Here is a 17,469-nt window from a genome sequence, read left to right as displayed (position 1 = left end):
CCAAGACCCGTTGCTGGAGCCCCTATAGGGCTAGCATCCATCAGGCAGGGCGCAGGTTGCCCTTTAATATCTTTTGCTGGAGTGAGCCTGTTCGGTCGGTTTGAAAGGACACTTACTGCTGTTGCTGGAACGCGGCCTGGGCCACATCGACCTCAACATGCAGGTTTTCCTCAAGCCCGCCAAAACGGATCCCCCTGATAGGGGCAGCTGAACGGGAATCCAGGCCCACCGTCAAGCGGATATAGCGATCGGTCGGACACATTGCGTTGGATATGTCGAATCCGGTCCAGCCAAGACCGTTTATCATCACTTCGGCCCAGGCATGATGGGCTTCCGAAGCCTGTTCGTCTTCCAGTAGCAGATAGCCGGAAACGTACCTTGCCGGAACGCCGATGGAACGTGCGGCGGCGATGAAAATATGCGCGTGATCCTGGCAGACGCCTTCTCCGGCAGCCAGCACGGCAGTGGCCGGAGCGTGCGTCTCGGTGACGCCCACCTTGTAGTCGACCTTGTCGCGGATGGCATGCATCAGAGCATGGAAACCGGCAATCTTGTCATGTCCCTCCGCGTTGGCCGCCAATCTGCGGATCGCCTGGTTGGATTGCGTAAGCGGAGTGACCCTTGTGTAGATCCGCGGTGGGATGCCGGCATCCGGTTCGTGGCCGAGAATTCCGTTGGTATCCGTCGTCTCGACAATACCGCTGGCGGTGATCTCGACGTCCTCGATCGGCTCGCTGCGCGACACCATGTGAACCTGGTTGCCGAAGGCGTCCTTGTAGGTCGTCGCCCGTTCAATGCCGGGTGCTTCGATGGACCATTCGACAACTCTCTGGCTCGGGCCATCCTCGGGCGTCAGGCGCAACTGCTGCATGGCGTTGGCGAGTGGCGTCTCGTAACGGTATCGGGTCGTGTGTCTGACAGTCAGTCGCATGCTGCACCGGTTCTGCGGGGTTCCAGGGTCAGGCGAAATTGTAGTCTTCGCAAAGCTGATGGGCGAAAAGATTGTTTTTGTTGATGAAATCCGAGAGGAAATCATGCAGTCCCTGCTGATAGATTTCGTGCATCTGCTTTTCAGCCAGGTCTTTTGCCATGTCCGCTGCCATGTCCAGGCTTGGTTCGCGCGAACCATAGAACTGGGCCAGGTCTTCCGCGGTATCGGCCATCCAGTCGTAGCAATGGGCAAGGGACCGGGGCATTTCCGTTCTGAGGATCAGAAACTCGGCAATGTTGAACGCTTTCAGTCGGGCGTTCGGATACGCAAACCGGTAGCTTCTCCGCCCGGACAGGGCACGCAGGATCGCGGACCACTGATAGTGCTCCAGAGAGCCGTCATCGATGATGTCGCTGTCCGGCAGCAGGGTCCAGTAGTACGTGTCGAGGATGCGGGCCGTGTTGTCCGACCGTTCCACGAAATTACCCATCTGGCTGAAGAAATAACCGTCGTCGCGCAGGATCGTGTTCAGCAGCGCGCCCCGGAACAGGTGCGCCCGCTGATTAACCCAGGCAAGAAAGTCCGGCAGTTTTTCCTGGGTGATGGATTGCGGGTTCACGTCAGTGAACTCGATCCATGTGGTGTTGATGGCTTCCCAGAGTTCAGCCGTGATGCCTGTTCGAACGGCACGGGCGTTGTTCCTGGCAAGTTCCAGGCAGCTGCGGACGCTTGAGGTGTTTTCCTTGGAAAAGATCATGTGGGCCGCCACGTTGCGGCCGTTCAGTTCCTCGTATTTCTGCTTGTACCCGGTCTCGCACCCCGAGCAGGCGAGGGCGAAGGTCCAGTGGGTTCCGTCCTCCTGACCCGAATGGGAGATGATCGCGCCACGACAGGCGACCTCAAGGAGACGGGAAACATTCTGGGCACGCTCGTGGTAGCGCGACATCCAAAACAGCGAAGAGGCGGTTCTTCCGAGCATCTGGTTCTCTCAGTCCTCAAGTACCCAGGTGTCTTTTGTGCCGCCACCCTGGCTGGAGTTGACGACGAGCGAGCCTTTCTTGAGGGCAACCCGTGTCAGGCCACCTGGCGTGATGCGGACCTGATCACCGATCAGCACGTAGGGGCGCAGATCGACGTGGCGCGGGGCGACACCCGAAGCGACGTGCGTCGGGCAGGCCGACAGCGCCAGGGTCGGCTGGGCAATATAGTTGGAAGGGTTGGTTTCCAGGACTTTCCGGAATTCCGCGATTTCACGCTTCGATGCGGTCGGACCGATCAGCATGCCGTAGCCGCCCGAACCGTGGACCTCCTTGACGACAATGTCCTCAAGATTATCCAGTACATAGGCGAGGTCATCCGGCCGTGAGCAGTTCCACGTCGGAACGTTGTTCAGGATCGGTTTCTGGCCCGTGTAGAACTCGATGATGTCCGGGACATAGGCATAGATCGCCTTGTCGTCGGCAATACCCGTTCCCGGCGCATTGCAGATGGTGACGTTGCCGGCGCGATAGGCATCGAAGAGGCCCGGCACTCCGAGCATGCTGCCCGGATTGAAGGTCAGTGGATCGAGGAAGGCATCGTCGATACGCCGGTAGATGACGTCGACCTGCTTCGGTTCGCGCGTTGTGCGCATGTAGACATGTCCGGCATCAACGAACAGATCCCGGCCTTCCACCAGTTCCACGCCCATGGAATCAGCCAGGAAAGCGTGTTCGAAATAGGCGGAGTTATAGATGCCCGGGGTCAGGACAACGATCGTCTGCGAAGACTTCGAGGGATCCGGTGCAACGCTTTCCAGCGTCTGCAGGAGGTTCTCGGGATATTGCTCCACGGCGGCGACGCGGTGACTCTGAAAGAGCTCGGGGAAGAGACGCATCATCGTCTCCCGGTTCTCCATCATGTAGGAGACACCTGAAGGCGTGCGCGTGTTGTCTTCCAGCACGTAGAATTCGTTTTCCGACACGCGGACCAGATCGGTTCCGATGATGTGGGCATAGACCTTGCGGGCAGGGGTGAACCCGGCCATTTCAGGCAGGAATGCCTCGTTCTGCAGCACGAGCTCCGCCGGGATCCTGCCTGCGCGCAGGATTTCCTGGCGATGGTAGATGTCGTGCAGGAAGGCGTTCAGAGCCCGCACACGCTGGTCGATGCCGGCAGACAGGCGCCGCCACTCCGGAGCCGAGATGATGCGCGGGATGGGATCAAACGGGATCAGCCGTTCGGTAGCTTCTTCCGCTCCATAAACCGCGAAGGTGATGCCAAGTCTGCGGAAAATGGTTTCAGCGTCGCGGCCCTTCTTGGTCAGAAAGTTGGCTGGTTTGTCTTCCAGCCATTTGGCGAGCCGGGCGTATGGCTGGCGCGGCTTGTTGGCCTCGTCGAGCATTTCATTGAAGAAAGTGCGTTCGTCCGCCATTGCCTCCCCTTTGCCGATGCTTCGTTCTTGGGCAATCATGGCAAAATTCTGAAAGGTGTCAAAGTTCAATGTCGCGGCGACAGTGCCTGCAAATTAGGCAACGAGCTGAAATTCATCGAAAAATCCTGAGGTTCCCTCAGGTTGAATATATTTTTTTCGACCACTGAAAAAGGATTTGAAGGCGGTGTTTTTCGCCGCTTGCGCGTGCAAACTTCGCCAAAATGACGGGCTCAAATGAACGTTACGGCATCCCTGCTGCCTGGCTTCACCGGGAAAGACGAGGGGACGGATCGGGGGCGTCTGCTGCCCGTCAAAACCTGCCAGACCGGAGTGGTAACATCTGCTTGTTCGGTCAGGCAGAAGTTGTGTTCAATCCAATATGCACAGTCGATGGGCAGGTCGGGCAGCATGATCGAAATCTGATTTGCTGCCCGATGCGTGTGCGGATAGGTGGCCGGAGACAGGGTGCTAGCGCATGAGTGTCCTGCCGACCGAGATCACCGAGACGTCGCCGTATTTGCGCCCGGTCCAAACGTGGAGGCCTGCACCGACGCCAAGCATCGGAATTGTGTAGAGACCTTTCTTGACGAACCCCTTGTTCTTGGTGAGTTCGATCGCGGCATGGCTCAGTTCCTCGTATTTCTCCATCGTATTGACGATCTTGCCGATGCCCTTGATGCCCTTGAGGACGTCCCCCAGCTTTCCGGCAATCGCCAGATCGAGGTCCCAATCAGACCATTCGCCCTTCTTGTTGAACTCGCTGGGCGTCTTGACACCATGTGCCACGATGACAATGCCGCCGACACTGCCTCCCAGGCCGCCGCCGATTTTCCAGCCGTCCGCCATAAGGTCTACGTAATCGACATAGCCGTTGTCATCGGCGCTGGCCCGGTAAAGGCGTCCATTCCAGTTGTACCGCCCGACAGCAACTAGGTCGCCTGAATGGCTTTCGCCGATACCGACCCACAAGGTGGAAGCCGCCTTTGGTTTGGGCTTCATCTTCTTGGGCGTTTTGATGACCTTCGGATTGGGCGGTGTCGGCAGGGAATGCACGTAAATCATCACGGCACGGAACTGTCCGTCTTCAACTCCGTCTTCCTGACCCATTTCTTCAGCCAGGGATTCGCCAAGACCGTCGACCAGATCGAACGGGAAGCTGGACAGAAGGCATTCTTCCAGAAATGATTTAACGGCATTTGCCCGCTTCATCGACAGGGCCTTGTTGAAGGCTGCCTTGCCGCTACGGCTGGAAAGTCCGACGATACTGATGCTGCCGTTGCCCTTCAGCAGCGGTACGACGTTTCTGCGAAGCCAGTTCTTGTGATCTTCCTTGAGGTTCGCCTGGCTGACGTCGAAATATTGCAGGCGCGCGAGCGTGATGACACCGTCACGGTGATCAACAACATAATTTCCTGACATTAATGTACTCCGTTAAGAATGGGTCCTGGACCTGAAATGAGATTTCTCGAGTTTGAAAATCGTGCTTCAAAAAAGGGCACGTATTGAAGTGATCCTGGTCTGTCCCGGCGCGCGGAAACGTTAGGGCAGGTTTGGGATCGGGCAAAGCTTGGCCATAAAGGCTTTTGCCTGACATTCGTCAAGCGCTTCGTCCGGCTTCTGTGGGCGTTTGTCAGGGAAGGTTCATGGGGCGTAGTTTCCCCATAAGCCCATGTGCTGACTAGGCTCTGTCGGGGGATCATGCTACGGCGTGATCCAAGCTCAAGTTTTGGGAGGACCGGATGAAAGAAGTTCTGGCCGAATTGGAACAACGCCGCGAAACCGCGCGGCTGGGCGGCGGGCAACGCCGCATCGATGCGCAGCATGCCAAGGGCAAACTGACTGCGCGTGAACGTATTGAAATTCTTCTGGACGAAGGGTCCTTCGAAGAATTCGACATGTTCAAACAGCACCGCTGTACCGATTTCGGCATGGAAGAGCAGCATATCCCCGGAGACGGCGTGATCACCGGCTGGGGAACGGTCAACGGTCGGACCGTTTACGTGTTCTCCAAGGATTTCACGGTCTTCGGCGGGTCTCTTTCCGAAACGCATGCGGAAAAGATCACCAAGCTTCAGGACATGGCCCTGCAGAACCGGGCACCGATCATCGGTCTGTTCGACGCAGGTGGCGCCCGCATTCAGGAAGGCGTAGCGGCCCTTGGCGGTTACGGCGAAGTGTTTCAGCGCAACGTTCTGGCATCCGGTGTCATTCCGCAGATTTCGCTCATCATGGGTCCTTGCGCAGGCGGCGACGTCTATTCCCCGGCGATGACGGACTTCATCTTCATGGTGCGTGACACGTCGTACATGTTCGTTACCGGACCGGACGTGGTGAAGACCGTGACGAACGAGACGGTGACGGCCGAGGAACTGGGCGGCGCGTCGATCCACACCACCAAGTCTTCGATTGCGGACGGTGCCTTCGACAACGACGTCGAAGCCCTGCAGGAAATGCGCCGGCTGATCGACTATCTGCCGATGAACAATCGTGCGGACCTGCCGGAGTTGACGAACTACGACGACCCGGAGCGGATCGACACCAGCCTCGACACGCTCATTCCGGACAACCCGAACAAGCCCTACGACATGAAGGAACTCGTTCTGAAGACAGTCGACGAGGGCGACTTCTTCGAAATTCAGGGCAGTTTCGCGGGCAACATCATTACCGGTTTCGGACGGATCGAGGGTCGCACTGTCGGCATCGTTGCCAACCAGCCGATGGTTCTGGCCGGCGTGCTGGATTCCGATGCCAGCCGCAAGGCTGCAAGGTTTGTCCGCTTCTGTGACTGTTTCAGCATTCCGATCGTAACCTTCGTCGATGTTCCTGGCTTCCTGCCCGGCACGTCGCAGGAGTATGGCGGCCTGATCAAGCACGGCGCCAAGCTGCTGTTTGCTTACGCGGAAGCTACGGTGCCGAAGATCACCGTCATCACCCGCAAGGCCTACGGCGGTGCTTACGACGTGATGAGCTCCAAGCACATCCGCGGCGACATCAACTACGCCTGGCCGTCTGCTGAAATCGCGGTGATGGGCGCAAAAGGGGCGGTCGAAATCCTCTACAGGTCCGAACTCGGCGACAAGGAGAAGATCGCCAAGCGGACGAAGGATTACGAAGACCGTTTCGCCAACCCGTTCGTCGCTGCCGAGCGCGGCTACATAGACGATGTCATTCGTCCGCATTCCACCCGCCGGCGTGTGTCCAAGGCTTTGGCCCTGCTCAGGTCCAAGCAGGCAGATATGCCGTGGAAAAAGCACGACAATATTCCGCTCTAGCAAGAAGAGCCGATTTGCATTCATTCGCTCGGTTCCGGAAGACGATGGCTGGTCCGCAGCAGTGACACACGAGATTGTATCAGGCCGGATTTTCCGGCCTGTTTGCTGTCTGTCAGGTCAGTCCCAACGCGAAAGACCGCGCGGGAACAGCGGTTCCTTGCATTCGAACGCGACCGGGCAACGTGGTGTATCCCGCGTCTGGCCGAACTGCGTGAACAGGACCTGGTTACGGTCGCAGTAGCTACGGTTCGAAACAAACATCGAATAAGTGTACTGCCCCGTGGTGAAGACCACGGCACCGTGCTGACGCACCATGTTCTGCGCCTGGGCACAGGTCATCTTGCGAAGGTCTGGACGTGCCTCGGCCGCCGTCGACATGACAAGGCCGGGAAGGGCAAGCGCTGCTGCGCAAAGAAGCATTTTCCGCATGAAAGTCTCCTGACGTGCCGTTGCCACCGGAAAGAACGCTCTGAAGATCTAGTCTAACAGAACGGTCCGGAAAGTTGGTGACAGGAGAAGTGTGCACCAACTTGTGGCGCGCAAATGTGATTGCGAGCACATAAATCGCATCGGTCAGAACTCTACCGGGAATTTACCGCGTATTCTGGGCCATCTGGCTGGAGCAGACAGACCCCGCCATGGCTTCTCGAACGCCGTTCAGGGAAAAGCCCGAATAGCGTCTGTCTTCCAGTTGCACGGCGAATTTTACCGAAGAGCGCAACCGGTGCCAGAAATAGGTCATGTTGTCAGAGCAGGCCGGGCAATCGTTGTAAATGTAACCGTCGTTTCCGGCCCTGAACTTTATCAGCTTGTGATCCAGTTCGACCAGGACAGTTGATCCGGGGTCTGGCCTGCGACCCTTGATGCGCACGCCGATGAGGGTGTTCCTGACGGCATGATTGGGCGGGCACCAGATCGTGAACCGTGCTCCTGATGAGCTTTCGGTCCAGTAGCGCTCGTAGCCATACGCCGTGTCGGTATGCCACTTGCCGTAATCAGCTGCGATTGCCGGCAAGCTCGTGGCAAGTGTCAGGTAGAAAAAAGAAAAGAGGGCGGTGCGCATCGAGCCGTTTCCGTAATCTGTCACCGACGAAAATTACAGGTGTCCTGTTAAAAGCCCTTCAATCAAGAAAGCAATCTAGCGGCCTGGCGTGCCACAAGGTCTTGGCCAGGCCGCCATGCGTCAGGACCTGGGGTGTTGTTTCTGCCAGTCGGTCGGGCAAACGTTACCGGGAATGATTTTCTGGGCGCCGCGCAGGGAAAATCCAGCATAGCTGTCGTCCTGGAATTTCACCGCAAGGGAATGGGATGACCGCAAACGGTGCCAGACATAGCCGAAGCTGTCGGAACACGCTGCGCAACCCGTTTCCACGTATCCCTGCTCGTTGATAGGCAGCTCCAGGATCTCGCGGTCCATGATCAATTTGATCCTGCTGCGTGGTGGCGGCATTTTTCCATCGATATCAATATGAAGCAGGGTGCCGTTGATCCGGCGTTTCGGATGACACCAGACTACGAAGTTCGCGCCAAGGTTGTTGGTGGTCCAATAACGTGTAAAGCCATTGATTTCGCCGCTCTTCCACTTGCCTGCGGTCTCCGCCAGTGCGGAAGTTGGTAGTAAAGCACTCGCAATGATTGCCGCTGAAAGGATGCGTTTCATTTATTTGTTCCCCATTGCCTTGGTAATTCCTGCAATAAGTTTATTAAAATTCGGATAAATAGACGCTTTTCCGCGGAACTACCTTTGGCCGGTCCTTGTCGCGGCATGCTGTTTTTGAGTGTTTGGGCAACTATCCGCAAAATCACGTCTCGCCCTTTGGATAAGTTGCGTGCCAAAGTGGCGCAGCCTACAAAATGGAAAATCGTCCAGCTGGGTGGAAATTCATGTTCTCCAAAATACTAGTCGCCAACCGTGGTGAGATTGCCTGTCGCGTCATCAAGACGGCCCGCCGCATGGGCATAAAGACAGTTGCGGTTTATTCCGATGCCGATCGCGATGCCCTTCATGTGGAAATGGCAGACGAAGCGGTTCACATCGGTCCCGCGGCGGCGTCGGAATCCTATCTGATCGCCGACAAGATCATCGCGGCCTGCAAGGAGACCGGGGCTGAAGCCGTGCATCCGGGCTATGGCTTCCTGTCCGAACGCGCCAGCTTTCCCGAAGCGCTGGCGAAGGAAGGCATTGTCTGGATCGGCCCGAACCCGCGCGCCATCATGGCGATGGGCGACAAGATCGAATCCAAGAAATTCGCCAATGAGGCGAAGGTCAGCACGGTGCCGGGTTATCTTGGCGTCATAGAAAGCCCGGAGCAGGCCGTCGAAATTGCAGCGGACATTGGCTACCCGGTCATGATCAAGGCGTCCGCGGGTGGTGGCGGCAAGGGCATGCGCATCGCCTGGAATGCGGACGAGGTGCGGGATGGCTACACCCGCTCGAAATCCGAGGCGGCATCTTCCTTCGGCGACGATCGAGTTTTCATCGAGAAATTCATCGAAAACCCGCGCCATATTGAAATCCAGGTCCTGGGCGACAAGCACGGCAATGCGATTTACCTGGGCGAGCGTGAATGCTCGATCCAGCGGCGCAACCAGAAGGTCATCGAAGAGGCGCCGTCGCCTCTGCTCGATGAGGAAACGCGCCGCAAGATGGGTGAGCAGGCCGTCGCGCTTGCAAAGGCCGTCGACTACGACAGCGCCGGCACGGTCGAGTTCGTCGCCGGGCAGGACAAGAGCTTCTTCTTCCTGGAAATGAACACGCGCCTGCAGGTGGAGCACCCGGTAACCGAATTGATCACCGGCATCGATCTCGTCGAGCAGATGATCCGCGTTGCCGCCGGCGAGAAACTGGACCTTGCCCAGGAAGACGTCAAGCTGAACGGCTGGGCGGTCGAAAGCCGTATTTATGCGGAAGATCCCTACCGCAATTTCCTGCCGTCCATTGGCCGGCTTGTGCGTTACCGGCCGCCGGCGGAAGAAGCCAGCAACGGGATTACCGTCCGTAACGATACCGGCGTTGTCGAGGGCTCGGAAATTTCGATGTTCTACGACCCGATGATCGCAAAGCTGATCACCCATGCGCCGACACGGGCTGAGGCGATCGATGCGATGAGTTCAGCTCTGGATGCGTTTTACGTCGACGGTATTCAGCACAATGTGCCGTTTCTGACTGCGCTGATGAACCATCCGCGCTGGCGGTCGGGCGAGTTGGCTACCAGTTTCATCGCAGACGAATATCCGGACGGCTTCGAGCCGGCAGTTCCCGACAACGAGGCCTATGCGGTTCTTGCAGCCGTTGCCCTGTCCATGGGGGCGTTGCAACGCGAGCGTCTGGACCACCTGCCCGGGCGGTTGCGGGCCCATTCCGGTGCCATCCGCGAAGATTGGGTGATCAAGCTCGACAAGACCTATGTTCCGATCCGGCTTGCTGCCGGGTATCCGGGGACGCCTGTCGAAATTGATGTCGCGATCGGCGATGGCCCCGTTGTCAATGTGGAGGCTGACTGGGCACCAGGTGATCCGCTCTGGTCGGGCAAGGTCGGCGCGAAGGATGTGACAGTGCAGGTCCGGACCCTGCGCGGTGGCTACCGCCTTGACTGGCAGGGTTATTCCGTGGTCGCGAAAGTGATGACACCGCGGATTGCCGAGCTGGATGCCCTGATGCCGGAGAAGCTGCCGCCGGACACGTCGAAGATGCTGCTGTGCCCGATGCCTGGTCTGGTGGTGTCCATCGCGGTGGCCGAAGGACAGGAAGTCAAGGCAGGTGAGCAGCTTGCCGTCGTTGAGGCCATGAAGATGGAAAACGTGCTGAGAGCGGAACGCGACTGTGTCGTGAGTGCCATCAAGGCAACGCCCGGCGACAGTCTTGCCGTAGACGCCGTGATCATGGAGTTTTCCTGATCCGGGGTGATGCGCCTAACGCAGCCTGATTGACAGGCATCGGATACTGCCGATATTCAGCGGCCTGCGACCATCCGGTCCAGGCCGCTTTCTTTTTCAATACGTTGCGGGGCATCATGACGACTTCGACCATTCTGTTCGATCTGGACGGAACCCTGACTGACCCCTTTGAAGGCATCACCCGTTCAATCGGGTATGCGGTTGAAAAGATGGGTGGGCAGGCACCTGATGTGGAAGAGCTGCGCTGGTGCATCGGGCCGCCGCTCTGGGACAGCTTCAAGGTTCTTCTGGGATCGGAAGACAAGGCTGTGCTGGATCAGGCCGTAGCCTTTTACCGCGAGCGCTACACGGTAACGGGACTGTTCGAGAATTCCCTGATCGAGGGTATTCCCGAACTGCTGACAACACTCAGGAAAGACGGGTTTCTTCTTCACGTCTGTACCTCAAAACCCCATAGTTACGCAGGTCGGATCGTTGAGCATTTCGGCCTGATGGACTTTTTCGGAAAGGTCTACGGTGCGGAGTTGGACGGCACGCGGTCCGCGAAGGCCGAGCTGATCGCGCATATCCTGAGCGAGGAAAACATCCAGGCGTCGGAGACGGTCATGGTTGGTGATCGCAAGCATGACCTTGTCGGAGCAAACGCTAACGCAGTGGCAGGCATTGGCGTTTTGTGGGGCTACGGTAGCCGTGAAGAATTGGCCGCCGAAAATCCGGTACTGATAGCAGATAGGCCTCAAGACATAGCCGCGTATTTCGCGACCCGCTAATGGCGTCCATTCCGACACTGCGGCAATGAGAGTGGCTTCTTGCTGCCGGCAAACTTTCTTAACTCCGAATTTATCGATTTTCCCGTAGGTTAAGCTCAAAGGAGTGCGCCTTGGCAGAACGGATGCATGCAACGGATACCCAAAATACGTCGGTACCGTCTGAAAAGGCGGTTGACGTCGGGTATTATTCGCCTGCCAAAAGACCGCCGCCGTCGATTCCAGCCGGTTACGTCCTGCACCAGGTCACTGTCCAGCCGCTATCCTCTTGCCCGTTTCAGGTTTGTCTTCTGGATGTCGGGGCGACGGGGGAATTGCCGACCTGCGATTTTCACAGAATACGGGATACGACCCTCATCATCGCTTGTTCGTCGGGAGAACTGGCAGCAAAAACTCAGCTGACATTGCTGGAAGGCGGTGTGGATGATGTTGTCGACGCCGACGACACGGACCTTCTGCTGCTTGCCCTTAAACGCGCGGAACTCGTGATCGCGCGGCAGGGTGGGCTGTTCCGCAAATGCCGCGATCTCGCCATTGAGAGGGATAACCTTCAGTCAGCAATCGACAACCTGCCTTCACCCATCTTCTTCAAGAACCGGGCCGGCATCTACAGCGGCTGCAACAAGGCTTTTGAAGCGTTTATCGGATTGCCGGCCAGCAAGGTGAACGGCGCCAGTGTTTATGACGTAGCACCAGCTGAATTGGCAAAGGTCTATGAAGCGGCCGACGAAGAGCTGATGCAGCAGGGGGGTGTTCAGATCTATGAGGCGGACGTTTGCTATGCTGATGGTGAGCGCCGAACGGTGACCTTCCATAAGGCTGTTACCCGTGATCGGGTCTCCGGCGAGGTAAACGGCCTTGCTGGATCCATGCTCGACATCACTGAACGCAAACGTCTGGAAGAGCAGCTCAAGTGGGCAGCAGAGCGCGATGCCCTGACAGAGGCCTACAACCGTCGCAGGTTTTTCGAGCTGGCAGCTGCAGCAAAGGAACGGGCACAAAAGACGTCAGCCAGCCTGTCCATCCTTGTGCTGGACGTTGACCATTTCAAACTGATCAACGATCGATACGGTCATGCTTGCGGCGATGCAGCGCTCAATCATCTTGTCGGCCTGCTGAAACGTGAACTTCAAGAGCCGCATATCTTTGCAAGGGCGGGCGGTGAAGAGTTCTATTGCCTGCTGGAAGGGTGCGACCTCAATGAGGCGTTCGAAATCGCCGAGCGCATTCGAAAGGCCGTCGAAACCGTGCCCCACTTGCATGATCAGCAGCTCATCTCGATGCGGGTCAGCATAGGGGCTGCCACCGTTCGTGACGGCGAGAAAATCAGCCAGACCATCGCCAGGGCTGATGAAGCGCTATACAGCGCCAAGCAGGCTGGCAGAAATCGGGTTTGCGTGGCCTGATGTGCCGTTGACGTGCCTTTGGGCATGTTTCCACTATTGCATCCTGTCTATTTCAGGGATACTGAAAGCTCTTGGAGAGCAGTTCTCGGGGCGGGGTGAAATTCCCCACCGGCGGTATCGGGGAAACCCGGAGCCCGCGAGCGCTTCGGATAAAATGTTCGAAGGTCAGCAGATCCGGTGAGATGCCGGAGCCGACGGTTGAGGTGGCGTCAAGCGAAGCCGCCCGAAAGTCCGGATGAGAGAGAACTTGACCGCCGCCATTTGTTGATGGCCGGTGGGCGTGTGTCTTTTGAGACTGTTCTGAACGATGACGGAACGGATCGCAGATAGGACGCCCATGTCGACCAATTCGAAGAAGCCTATATTCGCCGCACTTGCCATGATCGGGGCAGGGGCTTCGTTTGCCATCGTGAACGGCGCCCTGCAGGCCTCGACCATGCAACTGGGCGTGCCGTCAACGTCCGCGGCCTTCTGGCAATATGCGCTGGGCCTTCTCGTTGGCCTGCCATTCGTCCTGCGGCGCGGCTTTTCCGCCTTGAAGACACATCAGATCGGGTGGCATCTGGCGCGGGGTGTTCTTGCGGTGATCGGGATCCAGTTGTGGGTCGCCGGTCTTGCGCGGGTCGAGATCTGGCAGGCAATCGCCTTGGTGATGACTTCGCCGTTTTTCGTGATCATTGGCGCCAAGCTGTTCTTCAGGGAACGGGTTGGCCTGATCCGGTGGCTCGCGACGTTGGCGGGCTTTTCCGGCGGCATGGTGATTCTGGAGCCCTGGACGGAAGGCTTCAGCCTGGCAGCACTTTTGCCGGTCGGGGCAGCTGCATTCTGGGCAGGAACTTCGCTCGTCACCAAAAAGCTGACTGCAACTGAAGATGCCGATTCCATCACCATCTACCTGCTGCTGCTCCTGACACCGGTCAATGCACTGCTTGCCCTGGGAGAGGGCGGTATCGTGCCAACCGGTCCGGCGCTGTGGCTGCTCGTTGGGGCCGGCGCCCTGACGGTGCTGGCAAACTACCTGTTGACCCTTGCCTACCAGAAGGCCGATGCGGCTTTCGTGCAGCCTTTCGACCACCTGAAGCTTCCGCTGAATATCGCGGTCGGCTTCTTCGCTTTCGGTTTTGCCCCGAGCGGTGCATTCTGGCCGGGAGCGCTGGTGATTGTCGGTGCGTCGCTGCTGGTCATGCTGGACGAGCAGAAGCGCGACACGCAAGTGTCCACAGCCTGAAGCACACGCAGGCGTTTGCGAACAGGCAGGTTTGCACTAAGCTTTTGCAGCATCGCGAACTTCGGAGACCTGAATGACCGCCGATCCATTGACCGTTCACGTGCTGATTGAGGGCAGGGTCCAGGGTGTTGGGTACCGCGCCTGGTGTGCGGGTGAAGCTGAAGACAGGGCACTGGCCGGCTGGGTGCGCAATCTCAGCTCCGGTGGGGTCGAAGCCGTGTTTTCAGGCCCGTCCGATACCGTTGTCGACATGCTGGATGTGCTCTGGCATGGGCCGTCTCTTGCAAGGGTAAACCTGGTCAAGGACCTTGAGCCGGTAGAGCCCTGCTCGGGTGCCTTTGAGGTGCGCGATACGGCTTAAGCGGCTGTGGCCAATCGTCTTTTCTATATCAATCGCGACATTCGAAGTTGAGTTGTCACGGAAATATCGCAATGATCTGATCTTTCAGATGAAGCAATCGGCGCCGCGCGGTCGGTGCCGAAACGTGAAACCGGGAGATGTTCAGTGAAGATTGCGATACTTGGCGGTGATGGTTTTGTCGGCTGGCCCACATCCTTGCATTTGTCGGATCAGGGCCATGAAGTTCATATCATCGACAATCTGAGCCGTCGCTGGATCGATGCCGAACTAGGCGTGCAATCGCTGACGCCCATGGATTCGATCCAGGAACGCACCCGGATCTGGAAGCAGGAAACCGGCAATACAATCCGGTTCCACCTGATCGATATTGCCCGCGACTACGAAGTGTTCAAGGCCTGGCTTGCTGAGAACCGGCCAGATGCCATCATCCATTTCGCCGAACAGCGCGCTGCGCCCTATTCGATGAAATCGGATCAGCACAAGAACTACACGGTCAACAACAACGTCAATGCCACGCACCATCTGCTCAACGCGATGGTGGAGCTGGATCTCGATGCGCACCTTGTCCACCTCGGCACTATGGGCGTCTACGGCTATTCCAGTGTCGGCGCGGCAATTCCGGAAGGCTATCTGTCGGTTGACGTCGAGACCCTGAACGGCTCCAAAGCGGCTCAGGAAATTCTTTATCCGGCCAACCCCGGCTCGATCTATCACATGACCAAGTGCCTGGATCAGCTATTGTTCCAGTTCTACGCCAAGAACGACGGGCTAAAGGTCACCGACCTGCACCAGGGGATCGTCTGGGGTACGCATACGGAACAGACCCTTCGCCACAAACAGCTGATCAACCGGTTCGACTATGACGGTGACTATGGCACGGTTCTGAACCGGTTCCTGATCCAGGCAGCCATCGGCTATCCGCTGACGGTTCATGGCACCGGTGGCCAGACACGGGCTTTCATCCATATCCAGGATTCGGTTCGCTGCATTGAACTGGCGTTGAAGAACCCGCCGAAAAAGGGCGACCGGGTCAAGGTGTTCAACCAGATGACCGAGACCCACCGGGTGCGGGATCTGGCAGAACTGATCTCCCGCCTTACCGGCGCGAAGGTTGCCTATCTGCCAAACCCGCGCAAGGAAGCGGCAGAAAACGATCTGGTTGTCGAGAACAAGCAGTTCCTGGAACTGGGCCTCAATCCGATCACGCTGGAAGAAGGCCTGTTGAGCGAGGTGGTGGACGTCGCGAAGAACTTCGCCTACCGCGTCGACCGCAGCCGCGTACCGGCAGTGTCCGCCTGGACCAAGGAAATTGCCGACGAGATTGAACGGGATCCGGAACATCCGCGTCTGAAATCCGTCTCCTGAGGCCGGGAATGCAAGACACTCCTCAGTTCGACCGGGCACCTGGAAGCACATGTGCCTATGTGACACTGGTGACGAACCGGGACTATGTGCTCGGGGCGACGGCGCTTCTGCGCTCGCTCCGGCATTCGGGAACCGAAGCCGACCTCGTGGCCCTCTATACGCCCGGGGTCGGTGAGGCGGATCTTGCCGCCCTTGCGGAATTCAGACCTCGGCTTGGCCGGTGCGAGCGCCTGCCAACGAGCGAAAGCTTCAACGCGCGCCATGAACGCGGCCGCATTCACAAGGCGGCCCCGTTCACAAAGGGCGGAAAGCCGGTCTTTCACACGCCTCTGGACAACTTCGTCAAGCTGCGGCTGTGGCAACTCGACGAATATGACCAGGTCATCTTCATCGATGCCGATGCCATCGTGCTGCAGAACTGCGACAAGCTATTTGGCTATCCCGAGTTCTGCGCAGCGCCCAATGTCTACGAAAGCCTGCAGGACTTCCACCGTCTGAACAGCGGTGTCTTTACCGCCCGGCCGAATAGGGCCACGTTCGAGGCCATGCTGGCGCGTCTGGACAGGCCGGAGGCCTTCTGGCGGCGCACGGACCAGACGTTTCTGGAAGACTATTTTCCCGACTGGCACGGGTTGCCGGTGTTCTTCAACACGCTCCAGTATGTCTGGTTCAACCTGCCGGAACTCTGGAACTGGAAGCAGATCCATGTGCTGCATTACCAGTATGAAAAGCCCTGGCAGGAGGGGCATGAAAAGACCGCCAAGTTGCGTCCTCTGATCGATCTCTGGCAGGCTTTTGCGACCGGTGTCGGGATTCCTGATGATGTGGCCGGTCTGCCCGGTCCTCTGGAGCGGGCGGCAAAGCAGGCGTCCTGATGCATGTTCTTCTGACGGGGGCAAGCGGGGTAGTTGGCCGGTTTATCTTGAACCGGCTGCTTGACGATGGCTGCACGGTCACGGTTCTTGGCAGACGTCCGGTTGACGGCGTCGCGGCAGCCTTTCGGACCTATGACCTTGCTGATACGGATCCTCAACTCCCGCAAGCCGATGCACTCGTTCATTGTGCACTGGTCCATGAGCCCGGCAAGTTCCGGGGCGGTGAAGGTGACGAACCTGAGCGGTTCAGGAAGCTGAATGTCGACGGTACCCGATGTCTTTTTGAAGCGGCCGCGAAGATGGGATGCCGGACAGTCGTTTTCCTCTCCAGCAGGGCTGTTTACGGTGATCACCGACAAGGCGAAAAGCTCACGGAAACGGATGCACCAGCACCCGATACGCTTTATGGCGAGGTGAAACTTGCAGGGGAAGCGGCACTCAAGGCGTTATGCTGCCAGAGAATGCGCGGCATCGTTTTGCGCGCGACCGGTGTTTACGGCCCCGGGTCAGGCTCGGCAGACCACAAATGGTCGGGGCTTTTCAGGGATTTTGCATCCGGTATTCCGATTGCCCCGCGCAGGGGAACGGAAGTTCACGGGGACGATCTTGCTGCTGCCGTTGCCCTGGTTCTGGAAGAGCGACGGGAAAATGAAGAACCATTTCAGATCTACAACGTCTCGGATCTTCTGCTCGACCGCCAGGACCTCTTGGCACTTTATGCGGCCGAAGCAGGTTTGAACCTTGAGGTGCCGGCAGCATCGGACCAGGCGCCAGGCGAAATGACGACAGACCGGCTGCGGGCAATTGGCTGGTCGCCGGGTGGAACTGAAAAGCTGAAAGTGTTTCTGCGCTCAATAGCCGAGCGCGGTGCGGCCGGCACCTGACCCTCAGCTTTTGAGCGAGCTTTGTTTGCCGGTATGGCAACAAAAAAGGCGGGCTCAGCGGCCCGCCTTT

At 58.0% G+C, this 17,469-nt stretch carries 16 protein-coding genes and 1 riboswitch; of the genes, 9 read left to right on the top strand and 7 right to left on the bottom strand.

Annotated features, from left to right (window positions below; genetic code table 11):
- Nucleotides 1-112 precede the first annotated feature (112 nt).
- From J7447_RS28200 to J7447_RS28185, 4 genes are all read right to left on the bottom strand, one after another.
- On the bottom strand, nt 113-931 hold the full coding sequence (locus J7447_RS28200; RefSeq protein WP_022998269.1) for a transglutaminase family protein: 819 nt from the start codon (nt 929-931) through the stop codon (nt 113-115).
- A gap of 28 nt (nt 932-959) precedes the next feature.
- On the bottom strand, nt 960-1,910 hold the full coding sequence (locus J7447_RS28195) for an alpha-E domain-containing protein (protein ID WP_022998270.1): 951 nt from the start codon (nt 1,908-1,910) through the stop codon (nt 960-962).
- A 9-nt stretch (nt 1,911-1,919) separates the two neighbouring features.
- The gene (locus tag J7447_RS28190; RefSeq protein WP_031268326.1) at nt 1,920-3,344 is read right to left on the bottom strand and encodes a circularly permuted type 2 ATP-grasp protein; all 1,425 of its coding nucleotides are present in this window, start codon (nt 3,342-3,344) and stop codon (nt 1,920-1,922) included.
- 468 nt (nt 3,345-3,812) lie between these two features.
- Entirely contained in the window at nt 3,813-4,763 is a 951-nt protein-coding gene (locus J7447_RS28185; RefSeq protein WP_062488563.1) for an OmpA family protein, read from the bottom strand.
- Between the two features lie 320 nt (nt 4,764-5,083).
- Between J7447_RS28185 and J7447_RS28180 the strand changes: the two genes are divergently transcribed.
- Complete coding sequence (locus J7447_RS28180) at nt 5,084-6,616, top strand: acyl-CoA carboxylase subunit beta (RefSeq protein ID WP_055654686.1); 1,533 nt, start codon at nt 5,084-5,086, stop codon at nt 6,614-6,616.
- A gap of 117 nt (nt 6,617-6,733) precedes the next feature.
- Here J7447_RS28180 and J7447_RS28175 read toward each other — a convergent pair whose 3' ends face one another.
- The 3 genes from J7447_RS28175 to J7447_RS28165 form a co-directional block, all read right to left on the bottom strand.
- A complete protein-coding gene (locus J7447_RS28175; protein WP_022998274.1) occupies nt 6,734-7,045 on the bottom strand; it encodes a hypothetical protein in 312 nt (103 codons plus the stop codon).
- Nucleotides 7,046-7,208: 163 nt separating this feature from the next.
- Complete coding sequence (locus J7447_RS28170; protein ID WP_062488565.1) at nt 7,209-7,679, bottom strand: hypothetical protein; 471 nt, start codon at nt 7,677-7,679, stop codon at nt 7,209-7,211.
- Between the two features lie 120 nt (nt 7,680-7,799).
- The gene (locus J7447_RS28165) at nt 7,800-8,276 is read right to left on the bottom strand and encodes a hypothetical protein (RefSeq protein WP_022998276.1); all 477 of its coding nucleotides are present in this window, start codon (nt 8,274-8,276) and stop codon (nt 7,800-7,802) included.
- A gap of 224 nt (nt 8,277-8,500) precedes the next feature.
- On the opposite strand from J7447_RS28165, the gene J7447_RS28160 reads away from it, so the two are divergent.
- The 8 genes from J7447_RS28160 (at nt 8,501) to J7447_RS28125 (ending at nt 17,399) form a co-directional block, all read left to right on the top strand.
- A complete protein-coding gene (locus J7447_RS28160) occupies nt 8,501-10,513 on the top strand; it encodes an acetyl/propionyl/methylcrotonyl-CoA carboxylase subunit alpha (RefSeq protein ID WP_209171580.1) in 2,013 nt (670 codons plus the stop codon).
- 116 nt (nt 10,514-10,629) lie between these two features.
- Complete coding sequence (locus J7447_RS28155) at nt 10,630-11,283, top strand: HAD family hydrolase (protein WP_031268327.1); 654 nt, start codon at nt 10,630-10,632, stop codon at nt 11,281-11,283.
- A gap of 110 nt (nt 11,284-11,393) precedes the next feature.
- Complete coding sequence (locus tag J7447_RS28150) at nt 11,394-12,686, top strand: diguanylate cyclase (protein ID WP_209171579.1); 1,293 nt, start codon at nt 11,394-11,396, stop codon at nt 12,684-12,686.
- Between the two features lie 77 nt (nt 12,687-12,763).
- Nucleotides 12,764-12,937: riboswitch (FMN riboswitch) on the top strand.
- Nucleotides 12,938-13,023: 86 nt separating this feature from the next.
- Entirely contained in the window at nt 13,024-13,914 is an 891-nt protein-coding gene (locus J7447_RS28145; protein ID WP_228930207.1) for a DMT family transporter, read from the top strand.
- Nucleotides 13,915-13,987: 73 nt separating this feature from the next.
- The gene (locus J7447_RS28140) at nt 13,988-14,275 is read left to right on the top strand and encodes an acylphosphatase (RefSeq protein ID WP_022998281.1); all 288 of its coding nucleotides are present in this window, start codon (nt 13,988-13,990) and stop codon (nt 14,273-14,275) included.
- 144 nt (nt 14,276-14,419) lie between these two features.
- The gene (locus J7447_RS28135) at nt 14,420-15,640 is read left to right on the top strand and encodes an NAD-dependent epimerase/dehydratase family protein (protein ID WP_055654679.1); all 1,221 of its coding nucleotides are present in this window, start codon (nt 14,420-14,422) and stop codon (nt 15,638-15,640) included.
- Nucleotides 15,641-15,648: 8 nt separating this feature from the next.
- Nucleotides 15,649-16,515, top strand: a complete 867-nt coding sequence (locus tag J7447_RS28130; protein WP_209171577.1) for a glycosyltransferase — start codon at nt 15,649-15,651, stop codon at nt 16,513-16,515.
- Nucleotides 16,515-17,399: an NAD(P)-dependent oxidoreductase gene (locus J7447_RS28125; RefSeq protein ID WP_209171576.1), complete on the top strand. Its 885-nt coding sequence runs from the start codon at nt 16,515-16,517 to the stop codon at nt 17,397-17,399. The genes J7447_RS28130 and J7447_RS28125 overlap by 1 nt, the downstream gene beginning before the upstream one ends.
- Nucleotides 17,400-17,469: the final 70 nt, after the last annotated feature.

Source organism: Labrenzia sp. R5_0 (assembly GCF_017743835.1).
GTDB lineage: Bacteria > Pseudomonadota > Alphaproteobacteria > Rhizobiales > Stappiaceae > Roseibium > Roseibium algicola.
Note: the sequence above shows the minus strand (reverse complement) of the source record. Positions and strands in the feature narration are given on the sequence as shown.